Annotated in this window: 23 protein-coding genes and 1 pseudogene; 6 read left to right on the top strand and 18 right to left on the bottom strand. The window is 61.7% G+C overall.

Annotated features, from left to right (window positions below; translation table 11 throughout):
• Positions 1-22: 22 nt before the first annotated feature.
• Both tagQ and QCBJ_RS16660 read left to right on the top strand, forming a co-directional pair.
• Positions 23-949 (top strand): type VI secretion system-associated lipoprotein TagQ, encoded by a 927-nt coding sequence (gene tagQ, locus QCBJ_RS16665; RefSeq protein WP_102061210.1) that lies wholly within the window; start codon positions 23-25, stop codon positions 947-949.
• A gap of 124 nt (positions 950-1073) precedes the next feature.
• The gene (locus tag QCBJ_RS16660; RefSeq protein WP_003195530.1) at positions 1074-1448 is read left to right on the top strand and encodes a hypothetical protein; all 375 of its coding nucleotides are present in this window, start codon (positions 1074-1076) and stop codon (positions 1446-1448) included.
• Between the two features lie 106 nt (positions 1449-1554).
• Here QCBJ_RS16660 and QCBJ_RS16655 read toward each other — a convergent pair whose 3' ends face one another.
• The 6 genes from QCBJ_RS16655 to exbB form a co-directional block, all read right to left on the bottom strand.
• The gene (locus QCBJ_RS16655; protein WP_015886542.1) at positions 1555-2955 is read right to left on the bottom strand and encodes an aminoacyl-tRNA deacylase and HDOD domain-containing protein; all 1401 of its coding nucleotides are present in this window, start codon (positions 2953-2955) and stop codon (positions 1555-1557) included.
• Positions 2956-3032: 77 nt separating this feature from the next.
• Entirely contained in the window at positions 3033-5108 is a 2076-nt protein-coding gene (gene recG, locus QCBJ_RS16650; protein WP_102061269.1) for an ATP-dependent DNA helicase RecG, read from the bottom strand.
• An 8-nt stretch (positions 5109-5116) separates the two neighbouring features.
• Entirely contained in the window at positions 5117-6037 is a 921-nt protein-coding gene (locus QCBJ_RS16645; RefSeq protein ID WP_015886540.1) for a hydrogen peroxide-inducible genes activator, read from the bottom strand.
• A 168-nt stretch (positions 6038-6205) separates the two neighbouring features.
• Positions 6206-6955: an energy transducer TonB gene (locus QCBJ_RS16640; RefSeq protein WP_015886539.1), complete on the bottom strand. Its 750-nt coding sequence runs from the start codon at positions 6953-6955 to the stop codon at positions 6206-6208.
• On the bottom strand, positions 6952-7377 hold the full coding sequence (exbD, locus tag QCBJ_RS16635; protein WP_003195519.1) for a TonB system transport protein ExbD: 426 nt from the start codon (positions 7375-7377) through the stop codon (positions 6952-6954). Before exbD ends, QCBJ_RS16640 begins: the two co-directional genes overlap by 4 nt.
• 6 nt (positions 7378-7383) lie before the next feature.
• Positions 7384-8352 (bottom strand): tonB-system energizer ExbB, encoded by a 969-nt coding sequence (gene exbB, locus QCBJ_RS16630; RefSeq protein ID WP_046034851.1) that lies wholly within the window; start codon positions 8350-8352, stop codon positions 7384-7386.
• Positions 8353-8538: 186 nt separating this feature from the next.
• Here exbB and QCBJ_RS16625 point away from each other — a divergent pair, with 186 nt between their 5' ends.
• Complete coding sequence (locus QCBJ_RS16625) at positions 8539-9390, top strand: SDR family oxidoreductase (protein ID WP_102061209.1); 852 nt, start codon at positions 8539-8541, stop codon at positions 9388-9390.
• A 125-nt stretch (positions 9391-9515) separates the two neighbouring features.
• On the opposite strand, the gene QCBJ_RS16620 is transcribed toward QCBJ_RS16625, so the two are convergent.
• From QCBJ_RS16620 to QCBJ_RS16595, 6 genes are all read right to left on the bottom strand, one after another.
• Positions 9516-10259 carry a hypothetical protein gene (locus QCBJ_RS16620; protein ID WP_093542663.1) on the bottom strand — a complete coding sequence of 248 codons (744 nt, stop codon included), beginning with the start codon at positions 10257-10259 and terminating at the stop codon, positions 9516-9518.
• A gap of 56 nt (positions 10260-10315) precedes the next feature.
• The gene (locus tag QCBJ_RS16615; protein ID WP_003176922.1) at positions 10316-10696 is read right to left on the bottom strand and encodes a RidA family protein; all 381 of its coding nucleotides are present in this window, start codon (positions 10694-10696) and stop codon (positions 10316-10318) included.
• 36 nt (positions 10697-10732) lie between these two features.
• Positions 10733-12838 (bottom strand): bifunctional GTP diphosphokinase/guanosine-3',5'-bis pyrophosphate 3'-pyrophosphohydrolase, encoded by a 2106-nt coding sequence (gene spoT, locus QCBJ_RS16610; protein ID WP_015886535.1) that lies wholly within the window; start codon positions 12836-12838, stop codon positions 10733-10735.
• Between the two features lie 60 nt (positions 12839-12898).
• A complete protein-coding gene (gene rpoZ / locus QCBJ_RS16605; protein ID WP_003176920.1) occupies positions 12899-13162 on the bottom strand; it encodes a DNA-directed RNA polymerase subunit omega in 264 nt (87 codons plus the stop codon).
• Positions 13163-13329: 167 nt separating this feature from the next.
• Entirely contained in the window at positions 13330-13950 is a 621-nt protein-coding gene (gene gmk / locus QCBJ_RS16600) for a guanylate kinase (RefSeq protein ID WP_010168203.1), read from the bottom strand.
• Between the two features lie 10 nt (positions 13951-13960).
• Complete coding sequence (locus tag QCBJ_RS16595) at positions 13961-14824, bottom strand: YicC/YloC family endoribonuclease (RefSeq protein ID WP_064053246.1); 864 nt, start codon at positions 14822-14824, stop codon at positions 13961-13963.
• A 185-nt stretch (positions 14825-15009) separates the two neighbouring features.
• On the opposite strand from QCBJ_RS16595, the gene rph reads away from it, so the two are divergent.
• Together rph and QCBJ_RS16585 are read left to right on the top strand one after the other, a co-directional pair.
• A complete protein-coding gene (gene rph / locus QCBJ_RS16590; RefSeq protein WP_010207511.1) occupies positions 15010-15732 on the top strand; it encodes a ribonuclease PH in 723 nt (240 codons plus the stop codon).
• Between the two features lie 22 nt (positions 15733-15754).
• Positions 15755-16123 carry a DUF4870 domain-containing protein gene (locus tag QCBJ_RS16585; protein ID WP_046034853.1) on the top strand — a complete coding sequence of 123 codons (369 nt, stop codon included), beginning with the start codon at positions 15755-15757 and terminating at the stop codon, positions 16121-16123.
• A 58-nt stretch (positions 16124-16181) separates the two neighbouring features.
• Here QCBJ_RS16585 and QCBJ_RS16580 read toward each other — a convergent pair whose 3' ends face one another.
• The gene (locus QCBJ_RS16580) at positions 16182-16961 is read right to left on the bottom strand and encodes an exodeoxyribonuclease III (protein ID WP_003195493.1); all 780 of its coding nucleotides are present in this window, start codon (positions 16959-16961) and stop codon (positions 16182-16184) included.
• Positions 16962-17043: 82 nt separating this feature from the next.
• On the opposite strand from QCBJ_RS16580, the gene pyrE reads away from it, so the two are divergent.
• Positions 17044-17688: an orotate phosphoribosyltransferase gene (gene pyrE, locus QCBJ_RS16575; protein WP_003195489.1), complete on the top strand. Its 645-nt coding sequence runs from the start codon at positions 17044-17046 to the stop codon at positions 17686-17688.
• Between the two features lie 206 nt (positions 17689-17894).
• Here the strand turns inward: pyrE and argB are convergent, their stop codons facing one another.
• The 5 genes and pseudogenes from argB to coaBC all read right to left on the bottom strand — a co-directional run bounded on the left by argB (position 17895) and on the right by coaBC (position 22151).
• On the bottom strand, positions 17895-18800 hold the full coding sequence (argB, locus tag QCBJ_RS16565) for an acetylglutamate kinase (RefSeq protein WP_015886532.1): 906 nt from the start codon (positions 18798-18800) through the stop codon (positions 17895-17897).
• Positions 18801-18819: 19 nt separating this feature from the next.
• Positions 18820-20241, bottom strand: a pseudogene (locus QCBJ_RS16560) (phosphomannomutase/phosphoglucomutase); the annotation flags it as partial.
• On the bottom strand, positions 20214-20414 hold the full coding sequence (locus QCBJ_RS16555; protein ID WP_102061206.1) for a hypothetical protein: 201 nt from the start codon (positions 20412-20414) through the stop codon (positions 20214-20216). The pseudogene QCBJ_RS16560 and the gene QCBJ_RS16555, both read right to left, overlap by 28 nt.
• A gap of 67 nt (positions 20415-20481) precedes the next feature.
• Positions 20482-20937, bottom strand: a complete 456-nt coding sequence (gene dut, locus QCBJ_RS16550) for a dUTP diphosphatase (protein ID WP_010207501.1) — start codon at positions 20935-20937, stop codon at positions 20482-20484.
• 5 nt (positions 20938-20942) lie between these two features.
• Entirely contained in the window at positions 20943-22151 is a 1209-nt protein-coding gene (coaBC, locus tag QCBJ_RS16545; protein WP_015886530.1) for a bifunctional phosphopantothenoylcysteine decarboxylase/phosphopantothenate--cysteine ligase CoaBC, read from the bottom strand.
• Positions 22152-22279 lie beyond the last annotated feature (128 nt).

The following is a 22279-nucleotide window of genomic DNA, read 5'->3' as shown; positions in this document are numbered from 1 at the left end:
AAACTTAAACGAGAACACACTTATGCTTTTTTCCCGTAAGGCGGTTTCCAAGCGTCACTTGCTGCTGATCGCAGCCGGTTTCAGCACTGTGCTGACCGGTTGCGCCACGTCGCCGGCCTCCAAGGTCACGTCGAGCGCCAAGGTCGAGTACTACCCGAACTGCTACGAGCCGGTGCAGCACCTGCGCGCGACTGATTCGGACATGACCAAGTCGGTCGTGACCGGTGCGGCCATCGGCGCTGCCGGCGGTGCACTGCTGGGCGCCCTCACCGGCGACAAGGAAAAACGTGGCCGTAACGCCGCCATCGGTGCTGCAGGCGGCGCGTTGGCCGGCGGCGCGGCGGGTTACTACACCGAACGTCAGAAGCAGATCGCCGATGACAACCAGCGTATTGCCTCGTATGCGGCTGACGTGAACAAAAGCGCCTCTGACATCGACCGCAGCACTGCGTACGCCAAGGCGTCCCAGCAGTGCTACCAGAGCGCGTTCACCAAGTTGGTGGCTGATCGCAAAGCCAAGACCGTCAACGACACCGAAGGCCGCAAGCGCCTGGCGGAAATCGTCTCGGGCCTGAAGGAATCCAATGACCTGATCGTTGCGGTCAACGGTAAAGCCGCCGAAGACCTGAACAACTACACCCAGGCCTACGAGAAAGACCTGCAACAGGTTGGCGTACAGCGTACCGACGTGGTCACCGTGGCCAAGGCCGATGTAACCCCCGCTGTGACATCGGGCAAGAAGAAAGGCACAGGCACCAAACCGCCTAAAAAGCCGGTTCTTCCAACCGTACCAACAGAAGCGGTGAGCACCGAGAAGACCTTCCAGACCGCCCAGACCAAGCAAGATGAAAGCAAGAAGGTCGCCAGCGCCGGTAAAGCTCAGCTCGAAGGCAGCTGCCGCGATCCGAACCTGGCCGACTGGGCGCCGGTACCTTGCCCAAACGTTTAAGTAAAATGCTGCTATAAGCGTCAAACGCCAGCCGATCTTCCGCTAATGCGCTAGATCGGTGGCGTTCTTTTTGCAAATCGTTAAACTGCTGCGGCCACTCAATAATTACACCGAGGCCGTGTGCATGAAATTTCGTCTTCTCCTGTGGGTGCTGGGCCTGATGATGGGCAAAGCCAGCCGCACCAATCCTGCCTTCCAGCAGCAACTGGGTGACAAAGACCTGGCCTTCCAGCTGCAGACCCTCGACGGCAAGGTTGCCCGTCACTTCATCGTCAAAGACCAACGCATCACCAGTCGCTCGGGTGTTCACCCGGCGCCGGCGTTTGCTATCGCGTTCAAGGACGCCGCCTACGGCTTCGCCACGATGCAGGCGAAGAACAAGCAACTGGCGTTCATGACGGGGATTCAGGACAAGTCGATCCAGATCAAGGGCAACCCGGCGCTGGTGATCTGGTTCCAGGGGTTGACCAAGTATTTGAAGCCGAAGAAAAAGAAGTAGACCGAGGTGGATTCATCGGGGGCAGCCCCCTCCCACACTTGACTGTGCTCGCAGATCAACCTGTGGGAGGGGGCTTGCCCCGATAGTGGCCTAACACGCTACCGATTCAGCCCTGGCTGAACTGGGACGCCAACTCGCGCAACAGCACTTCAGCATCCAGCACTTTGCCCACCACTTCCTCAGCCTTGTCACGGCTCAAGCCCAGGCGCTCAAGCAGCGCGTCCGGAATCGCCTCGTCCGGCCCGGAGCCAATTCCCCGGCTGCGCAACAAGCGCACCGCCAAGCACACCAGGTTCGGATACTCAGCATATTGCCCGTCGTAGGTCGGGTCGTGCTGGAAGCGCAGGGCGGTGGACAGTTCGTCCGGCATGTCCCAGTAGCGCATCAACCAGGCACCGATCTGCTCGCGGCTGATGCCCAGCAAGTGTTGCTCGACATAGCTGTGGCACAGGTGCGGGTTGACCTCCAGGTGGCGGCAGATCAGCGAGAAGTGCGGCGGGAACACGTGGGCCAGCAGCAGGTAACCGAAGTTGTGCAGCAGACCGGCCAGGTAGGTCAGGCCGGCTTCCGGGCGCTGGGCGCGGGGCATGGCGCGGGTCAGGCCTTCGATCACGGCGGCGGTGTAGATGGACTGGTGCCAGTATGGCGTGGCCTGGTGTGGGTGGTCCTTGGGCAGGCTCAGGGTTTTGCCCAGGGCCAGGCCCAGCGCCAGGTTGATCACCAGGTCAAAGCCCAGCACGCGCACGATGGCATCTTCCACCGAGCGGATCTTGCCCGGCGACGCGTAGTAGGGCGACGCGGCCCAGCTCACCACTTGCGCGGCCAGGGACGGGTCGGTCTCGACCACGCCGGTGATGTCATCGATGGTGGCATTGGGGTCGACGCGCAACTTGATGATCTTCTGCGCGGTGTCGGCCAGCGGTGGAATCTCGATGGTCGCTTCCAGGCGTTGCTGGATGCGGCGCGCGGTGAACGCTTGCATCGCCTGGGTGATTTCCTCGCGGTCGTCGTTTGGGCGGTCGAGGTTCGGGCGAATGTTGCTCAGCGGCTCGCCGAATTGAGCGGCGCTGGCCTTGGTCAGCATGGTCTTGAAGTCGTCGCTGGCGATTTCCAGCAGCAGCCCGGCTTCGCCCGAATGCACCAGCAGGTTCGGCTCATTGAGCAGGCTGCCTTCGTACAGGCACGGTGAGCTGGTGAGGGGCGGCAGGCCTGGCAGCAGGCTCAGGTCATGCTTGCCCAGCATGCGCGCGACACGCTCCGGCGACACGGCAATGAGGCGGCGACCGGTCAGTTCGGTGAGGCGGTTGAGGTCGAGCAACTGGTTCTGCGGGAACAGCACCATCAGTGCGCCCACCGCATCTTCCAGCAACACAGCCTGGACCTTTCGCGCAGGATTCAGGCCCGGTAGATCCGCGACTTCCGTATAGGGGATGGCGAGTTTTGCGAGCAGAGCCCGAATGACCGGCGGGGCGGTCAGTGGGGCTGTGGCGAGGGCAACTTCTGACATGGCCTGATCCAATTTCTTACAGTCATTGGAGTATAACCAGCTTGCTACCTATGTTGGTCGGTTAAGTGAGTCAGGCGTCACACTTGGCCGTATTGCTGCCCATGGCGCAACCAGCGATTCAGCAACGGGCTGACATGCTCCGGCCAACGTTCGAGCAAGGCTTGCGCGGCATCGCGTACGGCGGGCAGCAAATCGGCGTCGCGCATCAGGTCGGCGACCTTGAATTGCAGCAGGCCGGTCTGGCGGGTGCCGAGCATTTCGCCGGGCCCGCGCAGTTCGAGGTCCTTTTCGGCGATGACAAAACCGTCGTTGGTTTCGCGCATGATGCCCAGGCGCTGACGACCGATCTGCGACAGTGGCGGGTGGTAGAGCAGCACACAATGGCTGGCCGCGCTGCCCCGGCCGACACGTCCGCGCAACTGGTGCAACTGCGCCAGGCCGAGGCGCTCGGGGTTTTCGATGATCATCAGGCTGGCGTTGGGCACGTCCACGCCTACTTCGATCACCGTGGTGGCCACCAGCAGTTGCAGATTGCCGGCCTTGAACTCGGCCATTACCGCGGCCTTTTCCGCAGGCTTCATGCGCCCGTGGATCAGCCCGACCTTAAGCTCGCCGAGGGCGCTGGTCAGGTCTTCGTAGGTGGTTTCGGCGGCCTGGCAGGTCAGCTCTTCGGACTCTTCGATCAGCGTACAGACCCAGTAGGCCTGGCGACCTTCGGCACAGGCGCCGCGCACGCGTTCGATCACTTCGACACGCCGGGTGTCGGTGACCAGTACGGTGTTGACGGGCGTACGGCCAGGCGGCAGTTCGTCGAGGATCGAGGTGTCGAGGTCGGCGTAGGCGCTCATGGCCAGCGTGCGCGGGATCGGTGTGGCGGTCATGATCAACTGGTGCGGGTTCATGCGCCCGCCCACGCCTTTCTGGCGCAGGGCCAGGCGCTGCTGCACGCCGAAGCGGTGCTGTTCGTCGATGATCACCAGGGCCAGGCTCTTGAACTGCACCTCGTCCTGGAACAGCGCGTGGGTGCCCACCACCATCGGTGCGCCGCCGGCGATCTGTTCGAGTGCGGCTGCGCGGTTCTTGCCTTTGAGCTTGCCGGCCAACCAGGCGACTTTCAGGCCCAGCGGTTCGAGCCAGCGCTTGAAGGTGATGAAGTGTTGCTCGGCCAGGATCTCGGTCGGCGCCATCAGCGCCACCTGGTAACCGGCTTCCAGCGCTTGCAGCGCGGCGAGGGCGGCGACCACGGTTTTGCCCGCGCCGACGTCGCCCTGGATCAGGCGCAGCATCGGTTCTTTCTGGCTGAGGTCATAGGCGATCTCGTTACCCACGCGCTGCTGGGCGCCGGTCGGGGCAAAACCGAGGTTGGCCAGGTACTGCGCGGGCAGCCGCGTGGCCTTGGGCATCGCTGGCGCGCGCAGGGAACGCATGCTTTCGCGCAGGCGTTGCTGGGACAGTTGATGGGTCAGCAGCTCTTCGAAGGCCAGGCGGTGCTGGGCCCAGTGATGACCGAGGGCCAGTTCGTCGACATCGGCGTCGGCGGGCGGGTGATGCAGGTAGCGAATCGCATCGTCCAGCGGCGCCAATTGATAGTCGCGAGCCAGTTCCTCAGGCAGCCAGTCGGGCAGGCTTTTCGGGCCGAGCAGCGTCAGCGTCTGCATGCACAGCTGGCGCAGGCGTTGCTGGGTCAGGCCTTCGGTGAGCGGGTAGATCGGGGTGAGCGTGGTGTCGACCGGCGGCGGTTCATCCCCGGTGATGGCGCGGTATTCCGGGTGATAGATCTCCAGGCCTGACGCACCGGGCCGCGCTTCGCCGTAGCAGCGCACACGGGTGCCGCGCTTGAGGCCTTCCTTCTGCGCGTTGCTGAAATGGTAGAAGCGCAGGCTGAGGCCGCCGGTACCGTCCTGAAGCCGCACGACCAAGCTGCGGCGTTTGCCCATGACCACGTCGGCACCGCTGACGGTGCCTTCGACCACCGCATCCTGCCCAGGGCGTAACTGGCCGATGGGCACTACGCGGGTGCGGTCCTGATAGCGCAAGGGCAGGTGGAACAGCACGTCCTGGAGGTTCTCCAGGCCGACCTTGGCCAGCTTCTCGGCCATGGCTTCACCGACACCCTTGAGTGCCGTCACCGACACCTGCGACAGCTCTGTCATACCCTTGCTTAACTCGCAGCAGGCGGCTTGGCCACCGAACACAGGCGGATCGAGTCGGCGAGGATCTCAATGGCTTTTGGCCGTGGGAAGCTGGCGCGCCAGGCGATCGCCACGGTGCGGAACGGCACTGGCGGCGTGAGTGGGCGCACTTCAATCACGCCGGGGGCGTAGTGATGGCTGTCCACCGCCGACAGCGGCAGGATCGAGATGCCCAGGCCCGACGCGACCATGTGCCGAATGGTTTCCAGGGAGCTGGATTCCACGGTGGTGTGCTTGGCGCCGTCGTTGCCTTTGGTCAGGGTGGGGCAGGCTTCGAGGACCTGGTCGCGGAAGCAGTGACCTTCGCCGAGCAGCAGCAGGCTCTTGTCGTTGAGCAGGCCGGCGTCGATGGTGTCTTTCTGCGTCCACGGGTGGGAGGCCGGCATCAGCACGTAGAACGGCTCGTCGTAGAGCGGCAGGGTCAGCACGTCGGCTTCATTGAACGGCAGGGCGATGATGATTGCGTCCAGCTCGCCGTTGCGCAGTTTGTCGCGCAGCACGTGGGTGAAGTTTTCTTCGATATACAGCGGCATCTGCGGCGCGACGCGGTGCAGTTGCGGAATCAGGTGCGGGAACAGGTACGGGCCGACGGTGTAGATGGCGCCGACTTTCAGCGGTGCGGTCAGCTGGTTCTTGCCCGCCTGAGCCAGCTCGCGAATACTCTGTGCTTGCTCCAGCACCTTCTGTGCCTGGGCCACAATACCTTCACCCACCGGGGTGAGGCGCACGGCGCTCTTGCTGCGCTCGAAAATCAGCACACCGAGTTCGTCTTCAAGCTTTTTCACGCCCACCGACAGCGTCGGCTGGCTGACGTGGCAACGCTCAGCCGCGTGGCCGAAATGCTGCTCTTGGGCGAGGGTAACGATGTAGCGTAATTCTGTAAGAGTCATAGCGGGCGTCCATGAGGTTGCGGGCCAAGCATACCGGCTGCAATCGATAGACGCACGTTATCAGAAGTTTGGTAGGGATTGAGCGGGGAGTAGTCGGGAATTTTCTTGTGCGATGAAACCAAAATGTGGGAGGGGCAAGCCCCTTCCCACATTGCTTCCTGTGTGCCTTTAGCGGCGGCGTTTCTCGATGTTGTACACGAACGGTGCAACGATCTCGATGCTGCCACCTTTGAGCATGTCCGCCGGCGGCTTGGGCAGCGGCTGGGCGCGACGGATCATGTCCAGCGTGGCACGGTCCAGGTCGGCGTTGCCGGAGCGGCCGACCAACTCGTAGGACAGCACGTTACCGTCGGCATCCACCACGAACTTCAGGCGGTTCAAGCCTTCCTTGCCACGGGCCTGGGCACCTGGCGGGTATTTCTTGTACTTCTGCAAGTGTGCCAGCAGGGTGCCTTCCCAGGACGCTTTGGCGGCGATCTGTTGTGGCGACGGGCCAGGTACCGGTTGGGCCGATTTTTCAGCCGGCGCTTGGGTCGGCGGAGCGTCGCTCGGCGGGTCCTCGGAGGGTTTCTCCTTGGGCGGCTCGATCTTCTTCTCCACCGGCTTGGGCGGCTGCGGTTTAGGCTTGGGCTTGACCGGCTTGGGCACCTGGATTGTCGGCTTGGGGGCCTCGGCCAGTTTCGGCAGGGGCAGCTCTTCTACCGGTGCAGGCGGTTGCGGCGGCGTTACCACTTTGGGCGGTGCCGGCGGTGGTGGCGCTGGCATCGGGGCCAGGTCGATGACCATGGCAGCCGGTGGCAACTGCACCGTGCGCGGCGCCGACCAATGAAGCGCGATAGCAATCGCGATGGCATGCACGCCCAGTACGACGGCGAGGCTGGTGCCATAACGCGTCAGTTTGTGGCGCGTCGTGATCATTTCTTGGCTGCCGTCTCAAGTCCGACCAGGCCTACCTTGAGGTAGCCGGCTGCCCGCAGGGCATCCATCACGCTCATCAGGTCGCCGTAGTCCACGCCCTTGTCGGCTTGGAAGAAGATCGTCGTGTCTTTTTTGCCTTGGGTCTTGGCGTCGAGCACCGGCCCCAGGGTTTCAGCCTTGACTTCCTCTTCGCCCAGGAACAGGCGTTGGTCCGCCTTGACGCTGAGGAAGATCGGTTTCTCTGGTCGCGGTGCCGGCTTGGCGCTGGACGCGGGCAGGTCAACCTTGATGTCCACGGTGGCCAGCGGTGCCGCCACCATGAAGATGATCAGCAGCACCAGCATCACGTCGATAAACGGCGTGACGTTGATTTCGTGGTTCTCGACGAGTTCGTCGTCGCCTTGATTCAAATGCAGGCCCATGGCCGATTACCCCACTTTCACCATGTGCGGTTGCGAGCTGCGCTCGGTAGGCAGGTGATCGAGGTCGCGGCTGACCAGCAGCAGGACTTCCGCCGACGCGTCCGATACCTGGGCCTTATAGCCGGCAATCGAACGGGCAAAGACGTTGTAGATCACCACCGCAGGAATCGCGGCAACCAGGCCCAGGGCGGTCGCCAGCAGGGCTTCGGCGATGCCGGGGGCAACGACGGCGAGGTTGGTGGTCTGGGTTTTAGCGATGCCGATGAAGCTGTTCATGATGCCCCACACGGTACCGAACAGGCCGACGAAGGGCGCGGTGGAACCAATGGTCGCCAGCACGCCGGTGCCGCTGCTCATGTTACGACCGCAGGCCGCCACCAGGCGCTCCAGGCGGAAGGCCACACGTTCCTTGATGCCTTCTTTTTCGCGGGCGTTGGCCGACAGGCGCATTTCTTCCAGCGCGTCGTGCACCAGCGTGTTGGCCAGGGTGCCTTTCTTGGTCGCGCTTTCGCTGGCTTCCTTGAGGGTGGTGGCCTTTTTCAGGTGGACGATTTCGTTACGCAGACGGCGTTTGGCGCCCAGCAGCTCGAAGCCTTTGGCGATCCAGATGGTCCAGGTGATGATCGAGGCGATGGCCAGGCCGATCATGACGGCTTTCACCACCACGTCAGCGTTCTGGTACATGCCCCATGGCGACAGGTCGTGGGCCATGCCCAGGGTGTTGTCTTCTTCCAGCACCACACCGGTGTCGTCGGCGGAGGCTGGATCAGCAGCCTGGGCCGGGTCGGTGGCAGCGGGCGCTGTAGCAGGCGCTGCCGGTGCTGCGGCTGCAGGCGGGGTAGCGGGGGCGGTGGCATCAGCGAAGGCGGCGGTCGGTGCCAGCAGTACGCTGAACAGCAGCGCAGCAATCGCGCGCCAGGCGCGGGATGGGCTGTGACGCTTGGTTGGCGAAGCGGGGGTTGTATTACGTGTCATGCTGGCCGGACCTGAGTAAAAAAATGAGTGATCGTCCTTCCAGACCCAGGGGTCGAGGACAAATGGGCGGTTATTATTGCAAGTAATTCTTGTTAACAGAAGTAATACAGTAACTTTATTTGCCCTTTTTCTGGCCGACGGTCATCTGCGAAGGCTAACCTAGACCTTTCAGTAGGGAGTTTTGTGATGTCAGCGCCTTCGGTTGTGATTGCGGGTTGTGGCGATGTGGGGAGTCGGCTGGCCAGCCAGTTGCTCGCCTCCGGATGGGAGGTGCATGGCCTGCGCCGCGATGTTTCGCGGCTTCCCGACGGCGTGATTGGCATCGCCGGCGACCTGTTCAAGAAAGATTGCCCTGACACCTGGCCGATCGGCGGGGTGGATTACCTGGTGTACTGCGCCGCCGCGACGGATCACGACGAAGCCGGTTATCGCGCCGCTTACGTACAAGGGCTGAAACATGTACTGGAGTGGTTGGGCGACTATGGCCAGGAGCCCAAGCACCTGCTGTTTGTCTCCAGCAGCAGCGTCTACGGGCAGCAGAATGGCGAGTGGGTCGACGAAACGTCGGAGACTCAGGCGAAGGGGTATTCCGGGCAAGTGATGTTGGAGGCCGAGCAAGTGGCGCTTAACAGCGGCATCCCGGCCAGCATTGTCCGCCTGACCGGCATCTACGGTCCGGGCCGCGAATGGCTGTTGACCCAGGTCCGCCAAGGCTACCGTGTAGCAGTCGACCCACCTTTATATGGCAACCGCATTCACGCGGAGGACGCAGCGGGTTTGCTGGCGTTTTTGTTGCGGCACGTGGAAAGCGGCGGCGCGTTGGACAAGGTCTACATCGGCGTTGACGATGCGCCCGCGCCACTGGCCGAAGTGGTGGGCTGGTTGCGCGAATTCCTTGGGGTGACCGAGTGGGCTGAGGACGCCAGTGTGCGGCGGGCGGGCAGCAAGCAGTGCAGCAATGCCCGGGCGAAAGCGTTGGGTTGGACGCCGGCCTACCCGACTTATCGCGAAGGCTATGCTGCGATCCTCAAGGGCTGAAACGCAGTCAAAAAATGTGGGAGGGGGCTTGCCCCCGATAGCGGAGTGTCAGCCACAGTTGTATTAGCTGATGTACTGCAATCGGGGGCAAGCCCCCTCCCACATTTGGATTTGCGGCATGGCGGCTATTGTTTTACCAGCAGCCATTGACGGGGGCCGGGGGTGAACTGCGGTACTTCGTCGGCCTGCGCGGTATTCACCGCCTGGAAAATCTCCAGTTGCTTGCCTTTGCGCACGAAAATCCACGGGTTGCCCTGGCCATTCAGTTGCAGCCAGATACTGTCGTAGCCGCCGCTCATTGAGGCGCAGTCACCCGCCAGGCACAGCGAGTACCGATCGACATTCGGCAGGCCCGCGACCTTGCCGTCGGCCTGGAACTGTACGATGGCGCCGCTGCCGAAGCCGTCGGCGATCTTCCAGTCGCCGCCCATGTAGGCCGCGTACAGCGCGCGTTCGAAGTTGGCGCCAATGGGCGCACCGTCCGGCGCGGGCTCTTTGGCGCGGGCAAACAGCTGTTCAGGCTCGTTGTCGTTGGCCACTTGCAGCAGTTGCTTGCCTTTGCGCTTGAGTTCGGTGGCGGAACTGCCGTAGAAGTCCACGCTCCAGGCGCCGGATTTTTCACCCAGCAACTTGCCTTCGGCCACTTCAAAACCGTTGTAATAGCGCGCTTGCGAGGCCTTGGAATTGACCTCCCACTCGAGGTTCGGGCCAAAGCTCTGCAAGGCTTCACGCAAAGGGCCGCCCTTGGCTGCCGCATCGATGGCGGCCTGGTTGATCCAGGTGCCGCTCACATCCAGGTCCGCAGGGTTGCTGGCGCAGCCGCTAAGCAACAGGGCGAGCATTGATGAGGCTACAAGCGCTTTGCGCATCATGAAATCCTTTCGAAACGAAGTCGGCGCAGCCTGTGCGGGCTGCGCCGGGTGTTTTACTCGATGACCAGAATGGCGTCCATCTCAACCTGTGCACCCTTAGGCAGGGCGGCAACACCGATGGCGGCGCGGGCTGGGTAGGGCTGTTCGAAGTACTTGCCCATGATCTCGTTGACCTTGGCGAAGTGGCTCAGGTCGGTGAGGAAGATGTTCAGCTTGACGATGTCTTTGAACGAACCGCCAGCGGCTTCAGCAACCGACTTGAGGTTTTCGAAGACCTGTACGGTCTGTGCTTCGAAGCCTTCCACCAGTTCCATGGTCTTTGGGTCCAATGGGATCTGGCCGGACATGTAGACGGTGTTGCCCGCCTTGATCGCCTGGGAGTAAGTGCCGATGGCAGCAGGGGCTTTGTCGCTGGTGATAACAGTCTTGGTCATGAATGACTCCTTGTAATAAGTGGGCTCGCTGAAGCGCTATGCGCGCATGCGGGTGATGCGGATGACCCCGGTCAAGGCACGCAGTTTCTTGATCACGCGGGCCAGGTGCACGCGGTCGTGGACGCTGACCACAAGCTGGACCACGCTGATGCGGCCATCGCGCTCGTCCATGCTGATTTTCTCGATATTGCCGTCGGCCGCATTGACGCTGCTGGCGAGCAGGGCGATCAGGCCGCGCTGGTGTTCGAGCTCCACCCGCAGCTCGACGTTGAATTCGCCGGTGACGTCCTTGGCCCAGGACAGCTGGATGCATTTTTCCGGGTTGTGACGGATTTCGGTGATGTTGCGGCAGTTGTCCAGGTGCACCACCATGCCTTTGCCCGCCGACAAGTGGCCGACAATCGGGTCGCCTGGGATCGGCGTGCAGCACTTGGCGTAGCTGAGCACCAGGCCCTCGGTGCCGCGAATCGCCAGCGGGCCTTCCGGGCTTGGCAGCTGTTCGCCTTCGCCGAGCAGGCGGCGTGCGACGACATAAGCCATGCGGTTGCCCAGGCCGATATCTTCCAGCAGGTCCTCGATGGTTTCCTGGCGGTACTCGTGGAGCATCGCTTGCACGCGCTCTTGCGGGATCTTGTCCAACGCACTGTCGAAACCGTTGAGCACCTTGTTCAGCAGGCGTTCGCCCAGGCTGATGGACTCGGAACGGCGCTGCAGTTTCAAGGCGTGACGGATGTGCGTACGCGCCTTGCCGGTAACCACAAAGTTGAGCCACGCCGGGTTCGGGCGAGCGCCTGGAGCGCTGACGATCTCGACCGTGGAGCCGCTTTGCAGTGGTTCGGACAGCGGTGCGAGACGGCGATTGATCCGACAGGCGATGCAGCTGTTGCCCACGTCGGTGTGCACGGCGTAGGCAAAGTCGACAGCGGTGGAGCCTTTGGGCAGCTCCATGATCCGACCTTTGGGCGTGAACACGTAGACCTCGTCCGGGAACAGGTCGATCTTCACGCTTTCGATGAATTCCAGGGAATTGCCGGCACGTTGCTGCATTTCCAGCACGCCCTTGACCCACTGGCGGGCGCGAGCATGAGTGCCCTTGGGCTGCTCGTCGCCGCTGGATTTGTACAGCCAATGGGCGGCGATGCCGTTGTTGGCCATCTCTTCCATTTCGCGGGTGCGGATCTGGATCTCGATCGGCACCCCGTGCATACCGAACAGCGTGGTATGCAGCGACTGGTAGCCGTTGGCCTTGGGAATCGCGATGTAGTCCTTAAAGCGGCCCGGCAGGGGTTTGTACAAATTATGCACAGCGCCCAGCACACGGTAGCAGGTGTCGACCTTGTCGACGATGATCCGGAACGCGTACACGTCCATGATCTCGTTGAAGGCCCGGCGCTTGCCGCGCATCTTTTTGTAGATGCCGTAGATGTGTTTTTGTCGGCCGCTGACTTCGCCCTCGATCTCGTCGATCGCCAGGCAATGGCTCAGCGACTCTTCGATCTTGTTGACGATTTCCTTGCGGTTGCCCCGTGCGCGCTTGACCGCCTGGTAGATGCGCGCCGAACGCATCGGGTGCATGGCCTTGAAACCGAGGTCTTCGAATTCGATACGAATGGCGTGCATGCCCAGCCGGTTGGCGATGGGCGCGTAGATTTCCAGGGTTTCCTTGGCGATGCGCCGACGTTTTTCGCCGGACAGCACTTCCAGCGTGCGCATGTTGTGCAGCCGGTCGGCCAGCTTGACCAGGATCACGCGGATGTCGCGTGCCATGGCCATGGCCATCTTCTGGAAGTTTTCCGCCTGGGCTTCGGCCTTGGTCTCGAAGTTCATCTGGGTCAGTTTGCTGACCCCGTCGACCAGTTCGGCCACGGTTTCGCCAAATTGCGCGCTGAGCGCTTCCTTGGCGATGCCGGTGTCTTCGATCACGTCATGCAGCATCGCGGCCATCAGGCTCTGATGGTCCATGTGCATGTCGGCCAGAATATTTGCCACCGCAAGAGGATGGGTGACATACGCCTCGCCACTGCGGCGGCGTTGGCCGTCGTGGGCTTGTTCGGCGTAGAAATACGCTCGGCGGACCAGGTTGACCTGGTCTGGGCCGAGGTAGGTCGATAAGCGATCGGCGAGGGCGTCTATGCTCGGCAAAGGATGAACTCCTGCCGTTGGCTGTGACCCCGCGCCGTGCTACGTCGACCAGGCATAGGCTTAGACGGCCTCGTTGGACTCGTCCTCGAACGCTGCAAACAGCGGTTCGTCTTCAACGATTTCAGCGTTGGCGATGAACTCGTAGCTCATCAGGCCTTCAGCGATTTCACGCAGGGCTACAACGGTAGGCTTGTCGTTTTCCCACTGGACCAACGGCTCTTTGCCGCCAGTGGCCAGTTGACGGGCACGCTTGGTAGAGAGCATGACCAGCTCAAAGCGGTTATCCACGTGTTCTAGGCAGTCTTCAACGGTTACGCGGGCCATGGTATTCCTCGGAGCGAATGCAAGATGCGCGCTGCCCGGTTGGGCGAGCGGACTAAACAGTTTAAAAAATCACCAGCGTTTAGGGAAGCGCTGATTTTTCGCAGGCCCTCGCAAAACCGCTACAAGCGCCAATGTAAAGCCCTTGCAGCGGTTTTGGGAAGAGCCAATCAGCCGAGCAATTCGGCGAGTAATTTGCCGAAACGCTGCTGTTGGCGTTTTTGCTGGAGCTGATTGGTGCGGAAAATCGCCTTCAAATCATCCAGTGCATGGGCAAAATCGTCGTTGATGATCAGGTAGTCGTAGTCGACGTAGTGGCTCATTTCGCTGACGGCTTCACGCATGCGGCCTTCGATGATCTCGTCACTGTCCTGGCCACGGTTGGTCAAGCGCTGGTGCAACGCCTCCAGGGACGGCGGCAGGATGAAGATCGAACGCGCCTTGGGCATCAACTGGCGCACTTGTTCGGCGCCCTGCCAGTCGATTTCCAGGATCAGGTCGTGGCCTTCGTCCAGAGTCTGCTGCAAGTGGCTCTGCGACGTGCCGTAGAGGTTGCCGAACACTTCGGCGCGCTCGAGGAAGTCGCCATGTTCGATCATCTTGACGAACTCGGTGCGCTCGACGAAGTGATAGTGCACGCCGTTCACCTCACCCGGGCGCATGGCGCGGGTGGTGTGGGAGACCGAGATGCGGATCTGCTCGTCAGCGTCGGTCAGGGCCTTGACCAGGCTGCTCTTGCCCGCGCCCGAAGGGGCGGAAATGATGTAAAGGGTGCCGGTGCTGTGGGTCATGGAGGTTGCCTTACTCAATATTCTGTACTTGTTCGCGCATCTGCTCGATCAACACTTTGAGGTTGACCGCCGCCGTGGTGCTGCGCGGATCGAAAGCCTTGGAGCCCAGTGTATTGGCTTCGCGGTTGAGTTCCTGCATCAAGAAGTCCAGGCGCCGACCGGCGGCACCGCCGGACTTGAGCACGCGGCGCACTTCAAGGATGTGGGTGCTCAGGCGGTCGAGTTCTTCGGCGACGTCGCTCTTCTGCGCCAGCAGGACCATTTCCTGCTCCAGGCGTGTCGGGTCAAGGTCGGCCTTCATGTCGGCGAAGCGGTCGAGCACCTTCTGGCGCTGGGTGGCAAGCATCTGCGGGACCAGCTCACGCAGGGTGACCACGTCTTCTTCGATGGAGGTCAGGCGCTCGTTGATCAGGCGTGCCAGCTCGGCGCCTTCGCGCTCGCGGCCGGCCTTGAGCTCCTTGAGGCCCTGGTTGAACAGGGCCAGGGCTTCGGCATTGAGGGCCTGCGGGTCGGTGGCGTCGGCCACCAGTACACCGGGCCAGGCCAGCACTTCCAGAGGGTTGAGCGCGGCCGGCTGCTTGATCAGGCCAGCGATGGTTTCAGCGGCGGCCACCAGTTGCGCGGCACGGTCGCGGTCGACCTGCAGCGGCTTGCCGGTGGTTTCTTCGGTAAAGCGCAGGGTGCATTCCAGCTTGCCGCGGGAAATGCCCTGGCGCAGCGCTTCACGCACGGCGCCTTCGAGGTCGCGGAATGACTCCGGCAGGCGCAGGTGCGGCTCCAGGTAGCGGCTGTTGACCGAGCGCAGTTCCCAGCTCAGGGTGCCTTGTACGCCGGCTTTTTCGACGCGTGCGAAGGCGGTCATGCTGTGCACCATGGAGGTACCTCGCGTTGCAGTCCCGCAAACACGGGCTGATGGTTAAGAAGGCGCAGGATTGTAGCGCAGTGGGAGGAGCGCGCCCAAACCGAGCATTCGTAACCGGATTTTTTAGCAGTGCCCCGAACCGGTTCACGGCTCTATAATGCTCGGCAGTTTTTCGTCCTCAGTACAGGTGTCTCCCTATGAAACGTCCAAGTGGTCGCGCTGCCGATCAGCTCCGCTCGATCCGCATCACCCGCAACTACACCAAACACGCCGAGGGGTCTGTACTGGTCGAGTTTGGCGATACCAAGGTTATCTGCACCGTCAGCGTTGAAAACGGCGTACCGCGGTTCCTTAAAGGCCAGGGCCAGGGTTGGTTGACCGCCGAGTACGGCATGCTGCCGCGCGCCACCGGCGAGCGTAACCAGCGTGAAGCCAGCCGTGGCAAGCAAGGCGGTCGCACCCTGGAAATCCAGCGTTTGATCGGCCGTTCCCTGCGCGCAGCCCTGGACATGTCCAAGCTGGGCGACGTGACCCTCTACGTCGACTGCGATGTGATCCAGGCCGACGGCGGCACCCGTACCGCGTCCATCACCGGCGCCATGGTGGCCTTGGTCGACGCACTGAAAGTGATCAAGAAGCGCGGCGGCCTGAAAGCGGGCGACCCGCTCAAGCAGATGATCGCTGCCGTATCGGTAGGCATGTACCAGGGCGAGCCAGTGCTGGACCTGGACTACCTGGAAGACTCGGCCGCCGAGACCGACCTGAACGTGGTCATGACCAGCACCGGTGGTTTCATCGAAGTGCAGGGCACTGCCGAAGGTGCGCCATTCCAGCCGGCCGACCTGAACGCCATGCTGGCCCTGGCCCAGAAAGGCATGACCGAGATTTTCGAACTGCAGAACGCCGCCCTGGCTGACTGAGTCGGCCTCAAGGAGAAACGCCATGAATGACAACCAGATGCCAGTGCCTACGCCTTCCTACGAAGTGCGCCAGGGGGCAATGTTGTGCCATCTCGCGGCGTTTCTGGGGTTTGTGTTCCCCTTCGGCAGTGTCGTGGGGCCGCTGATCCTGTGGCAGATGAAGAAAGAAGTGGACCCGTTCATTGATGATCAGGGCAAGGAAGCCCTGAACTTCCAGATCACCGTGGCCATCGCCTGGATAGCTTGCATCGTGCTGGCCTTCGCGGTGATTGGCTTTTTCCTGATGTTCGCCCTGGCGATCGCCACGGTGGTGCTGACCATCATTGGTAGCATCAAGGCCAACAAGGGGATCGCCTATCGCTATCCGCTGACTTGGCGCGTGATCAAATAATGAACAGGCACAAAAAAACCGACAGCGATGTCGGTTTTTTTGTGCCTGGAAAAAGACCTCAGATGGTCAATGTCCAGTCGTAGTCCACGATCAGCGGCGCGTGCTGCGAGAAGCGTGGCTGGCGCGGCAGGCGTGCGCTGCGAACGAACCGGCGCAGGCCGGGGGTCAGCAACTGGTAGTCGAAACGCCAGCCCAGGTTGAGCATCTCAGCCTGTTCGTTATCCGGCCACCAGCTGTACTGGTCGCCTTCGCGGCTGACTTCGCGCAGCGCGTCGACATAGCCCATGTTGCCGACAATCTCGTCCATCCAGGCGCGTTCCGGCGCCAGGAAGCCTGGAGATTGCTGGCTGTCGCGCCAGTTCTTGATATCCAGCTTCTGTTGCGCCACGTACAGCGAGCCACAATAAATGTACTCGCGACGTTTGCGCCGCTGTTTGTCCAGGTAACGGGCGAAATCGTCCATTAGCTTGAACTTCTGGTTCAAGTCTTCATCGCCGTTCTGCCCCGAAGGGAGCAGCAAGGTCGCGATGCTGACCTTATCGAAATCGGCTTGCAGGTAGCGCCCGTAGCGGTCGGCTGTCTCGAAGCCGAGGCCGCTGATGACCGCCTTGGGTTGCAACCGCGAATACAAAGCCACGCCACCTTGGGTGGGCACTTCGGCATCGCAGGCATAAAGGAAGTAGCCATCCAGTTGGAAGGCTGGGTCGTCCAGTTCAAAGGCGGAGGCGCGGGTATCCTGCAGGCAGATGACGTCGGCATTCTGGGCTTGCAGCCAACTGAGCAAACCACGCTCGACTGCAGCCTGAATACCATTAACGTTCACACTGATGATCCGCATAAATGGCCCCAAAAATCGCGTGCGTGTATGATACACGCCGTCTACCTAATTAGCTAAATCCGTGGTATCTGAGGCTTTTTTCATGCAGGCGTATCAACGCGATTTCATTCGTTTTGCCATCGATCGCGGCGTTTTGCGCTTCGGTGAGTTCACCCTCAAGTCCGGGCGCACCAGCCCGTACTTCTTCAATGCGGGCTTGTTCAACTCCGGTTCGGCCCTGGCTCAGCTGGGTCGTTTCTATGCGGCAGCCATCGTTGAAAGCGGTATTTCCTTTGATGTGTTGTTTGGCCCAGCCTACAAGGGCATTCCCCTGGCCGCCGCGACAGCCGTGGCCCTGGCTGAACATCACGGGCAGGACCTGCCGTGGTGCTTCAACCGCAAGGAGGCCAAGGCCCATGGCGAAGGCGGGAGCCTGGTGGGCGCACCGCTGACCGGCGACGTGCTGATCATCGACGACGTGATCACCGCTGGCACCGCCATCCGTGAGGTGATGCAGATCATCGCCTCCCAGGACGGCGCCAAAGCTGCCGGCGTGTTGATCGCGCTGAACCGCCAGGAACGTGGCAACGGTGAGTTGTCGGCGATCCAGGAAGTGGAGCGTGATTTCGGTATTCCGGTGGTGAGCATCGTGTCGCTGAACCAGGTGCTGCAGTTCCTGGAAGATGACCCGCAGCTCAAGCAGCATTTGCCGGCGGTGCGTGCATACCGCGAGCAGTTCGGCGTCTGACACAGAGCCCCCTTGTGTGTGAGGGCTAGTGTGGGAGGGGGCTTGCTCCCGATGGCGGTGTATCAGTTGGTATTTTTCAGCACTGACCCACCGCTATCGGGAGCAAGCCCCCTCCCACATTTGGATCACCGCAAGGCTCAAGTTAATCGCCTGTATAAAAAAGCCCTGCTCAATCAGATTGAGCAGGGCCTTTTTGTGTGTGGCGTTTAAGGACGCTTGCGGTTACTGATCAGGGTGCCCACACCGGTATCGGTGAAGATTTCCAGCAGGATCGCATTCGGCACCCGGCCGTCGAGGATCAACGAGCTGCCCACGCCGCCTTGCACCGCTTCCAGCGCGCAACGGATCTTCGGCAGCATGCCACCGTAGATGGTGCCGTCGGCGATCAGCTCGTCGACCTGTTGGGTCGTCAGGCCGGTCAATACCTTGCCTTCCTTGTCCATCAAGCCGGCGATGTTGGTCAGCAGCATCAGCTTTTCAGCCTTCAGCGCTTCAGCCACCTTGCCGGCTACCAAGTCGGCGTTAATGTTGTAGGACTCGCCATTGGCGCCCACGCCGATCGGTGCGATCACGGGAATGAAGTCGCCCTTGACCAGCAGGTTCAGCAGGTCGGTATTGATACCGATCACTTCGCCTACCTGGCCGATGTCGATGATTTCCGGCTGGGTCATTTCCGGCGTCTGACGGGTCACGGTCAGTTTTTTCGCACGGATCAGCTCCGCATCCTTGCCGGTCAGGCCGATGGCGCTGCCGCCGTGGCGGTTGATCAGGTTGACGATGTCCTTGTTGACCTGGCCGCCGAGGACCATCTCCACCACGTCCATGGTCTGCGCGTCAGTGACGCGCATGCCATCGATGAAGTGACTCTCGATCGACAAACGCTTGAGCAGGTCGCCGATTTGCGGGCCGCCACCGTGGACAACTACCGGGTTGATCCCCACGGCTTTCATCAACACGATGTCGCGGGCAAAGCCGGTTTTCAGCTCGTCGCTTTCCATGGCATTGCCGCCGTACTTGATCACCAGCGTCTTGCCGACGTAGCGTCGAATGTAAGGCAACGCTTCGGAAAGGACCTTGGCGGTATTGGCAGCGGCTTCGCGTTCGAGGGTCATTCAGGGCTCCGGTAAAAAATCAGAACGGTAATTGGAGATCAGGGGCAACACGTTTCAACTGGGCGTGGAACACGTCCTTGATGCGCTGCAACTCAGCCTCGGTATCCGCCTCGAAACGCAGGACCAGCACCGGTGTGGTGTTGGACGCGCGAACCAGGCCCCAGCCTTTGGCGTAATCGACTCGCACACCATCAATGGTGGTCAGGTTGGCGCCTTCGCCCCATTGCGCATCGTGCAGTGCGTCAATGATGCTGAATTTGCTCTCCTCGGTCACATGGATATTGATCTCTGGCGTAGAAATATCGTTCGGGAAGGTCTGGAACAGCTCTTCGGCGGTGGATTTTTCCTTGCTGAGGATCTCCAGCAAGCGTGCGGCACTGTAAATGCCGTCGTCAAAGCCGAACCAGCGCTCCTTGAAGAACACGTGACCACTCATTTCGCCGGCCAACAGCGCGCCGGTTTCTTTCATTTTCTTTTTGATCAACGAGTGACCGGTCTTCCACATTAGCGGGCGACCACCGTATTCCTTGATCAGCGGCGTGAGGCGGCGGGTGCACTTCACGTCGAAGATGATCTCGGCGCCTGGGTTACGCGCTACCACGTCGCGGGCAAACAGCATCAGCAGGCGGTCCGGGAATACGATTTCACCGGTTTCAGTCACCACCCCCACGCGGTCGCCGTCGCCGTCAAAGGCCAGGCCGACGTCAGCCCCGGTTTCCTTGACCTTGGCGATCAGGTCAACCAGGTTTTCAGGCTTGCCCGGATCCGGGTGGTGGTTGGGGAAGTTGCCGTCGACCTCGCAGAACAAGGGGATCACTTCGCAGTTCAGGGCTCCGAGCAGCTGCGGGGCGATCACGCCGGCCGCGCCGTTGCCGCAGTCCACCACCACTTTCAGGCGGCGCTCAAGTTTGACGTCACGGGTGATTTCGTCAGAGTAGCGCTGCAAGATGTCGACTTTGGTGATGGTGCCCTTACCGCTGGTCAGGTCGTTGGTTTTCAGGCGGTTGTGCAGGGCCTGGATCTGTTCGTTGGCCAGGGTGTCGCCAGCGATAACGATCTTGAAGCCGTTGTAGTCCGATGGGTTATGGCTGCCCGTGAGCATCACCCCGGACTTGCCGGCCAGTACGTTGGCTGCGTAGTACAGCGCTGGGGTCGGCACCAGGCCGACATCACTCACATGGCAACCGCTGTCGGCCAGGCCCTGGATCAGTTGTTCCACCAACTCCGGGCCGGACAGGCGACCGTCACGGCCGACCGACACATTGGGCTCATCCTGGGCCAGGCTCTGTGAGCCGATGGCGCGGCCAATCCAGTAGGCGGTTTCGGCAGTCAGCGTCTTAGGCACCACGCCACGGATGTCGTAGGCGCGAAAGATGCTGTCGGGGAATGTCGGGACTACTCGGGCTGCGGTACTCATCGCGGGGGGAAACTCCATCTGAAGGGGGCAAGGCTGGCCTTAATGTGGCTGACCGGCAGGCTCAAACTGAAGGGTATGACGGTGTTTTCGGCAGAGAGTTCGTGGTGCAAAAGTGCCAGCAGCGTGCTGGCTTTGTCCTGCTGCTTACGTAATGCATTGATTTCTATGGGGAAATATCGCTGATAAAGTCCGCGCATTCTTCGTCCTGAAAAGCCTTGCGGTGGCGTCGGGCCGGGCAACGACGCCCGGCCAGATTCAGCTTAGTCAGTGACTGCCGGAATGCCCAAAGCCGCCTGCGCCACGCTGGGTCTCATCAAACTCTTCTACCAGTTCAAAGTGCGCCTGCACCACCGGTACCAGTACCAGCTGGGCGATTCGCTCGCCGACGGCGATGTTGAACGCGGTCTGGCCACGGTTCCAGCACGACACCATCAGCTCGCCCTGGTAGTCCGAGTCGATCAGGCCCACCAGGTTGCCCAGCACGATGCCGTGTTTGTGGCCCAGGCCGGAGCGCGGCAGGATCAGCGCCGCCAAGCCAGGGTCGCCAACGTAGATCGACAGGCCGGTCGGAATCAGCAGGGTCTGGCCCGGCTCAAGCACGGTGTCTTCCTTGAGCATGGCGCGCAGGTCGAGGCCGGCGGAGCCCGGTGTGGCGTAGGCCGGCAGTGGGAATTCGTTGCCGATGCGTGGATCGAGGATCTTGGCTTGCAAAGCGTGCATGGAAATTAAACCTGGTTCAGCCGTTGGGCGATAAAAGAGATCAGTTGGCGGGCAATCTTGCCCTTGCTGGTCTGGGCGAAAAGGGTGGCGTGCAGCTCGCGGTCGATCACGCTGCAGGCGTTTTCCTCGCTGTTGAAGCCGATGCTCGGGTTGGCGACATCATTGGCCACGATCAGGTCGAGGTTTTTGTCTTTCAATTTGCGTGCGGCGTAATCCAGCAAATGCTCAGTCTCGGCGGCGAAGCCGACACTGAACGGACGGTCCGGACGCGTGGCGATGGTGGCCAGGATGTCTGGGTTGCGCACCATTTGCAGGAGCAGGCCATCACCGCTTGTAGGGTCTTTCTTGAGTTTTTGCGGGGCGACGACTTCCGGGCGGTAGTCCGCAACCGCTGCCGAGGCGATAAACAGGTCGCACGGAATAGCGGCCTCACAGGCCGCCAGCATGTCGCGGGCGCTGACTACGTCGATTCGCGTCACCCGATCAGGGGTCGGCAAATGCACCGGGCCGGTGATCAAGGTGACACGTGCGCCTGCCTCGACCGCCGCTTCGGCCAAGGCGAAGCCCATTTTTCCTGAGCTATGGTTGGTGATGTAGCGCACCGGGTCGATGTTTTCCTGGGTCGGGCCGGCGGTGATCAGCACGTGCTTGCCGGTCAGGGCCAGGTGCTGGAAGCACTCGGCGGCGCACAGCGCCAGGTCGGTGGCTTCGAGCATCCGGCCCATGCCGACGTCGCCGCAGGCTTGGCTGCCGGATGCCGGGCCGAACACCTTGAGGCCACGGCTTTGCAGGAGTTGAGTGTTGGCCTGGGTGGCCGGGTCGCGCCACATGGCCTGGTTCATGGCCGGGGCGATGGCGACGGTGGCGTCGGTGGCCAGTACCAGGGTGGTCAGCAGGTCATCGGCAATGCCTTGGGCCAGTCGCGCGATCAGGTCGGCGGTGGCCGGGGCGATCAGCACCAGGTCGGCCCATTTGGCCAGCTCGATATGGCCCATGGCGGCTTCGGCCGCGGGGTCCAGCAGGTCCAGGTGAACCGGGTGCCCGGACAACGCCTGCATGGTCAGTGGAGTAATGAACTCACTGCCGCCGCGCGTCATGACCACGCGCACTTCGGCGCCCTGGTCCAGGAGCCTGCGGACCAGCTCTGCGCTCTTGTAGGCGGCAATGCCGCCGCCAACGCCGAGAACGATGCGTTTCCGATACAGACGCTGCATTGGTTTGCCTTTCCAGTTCAGTGATGCCAGTTCAGTGACGCCTGCGATGCCCCCTCCCCAGGGGAAATCACATGCAAAAAAGAGGGCCTACGATAACACAGCGTCCGCGAGTCAACAGCGGTGCACAT

Origin of the sequence: Pseudomonas sp. QC2, assembly GCF_002859085.1 — a bacterium.
Lineage (GTDB): Bacteria > Pseudomonadota > Gammaproteobacteria > Pseudomonadales > Pseudomonadaceae > Aquipseudomonas > Aquipseudomonas petroselini.
This window is presented reverse-complemented; position numbering and strand designations above follow the sequence as displayed.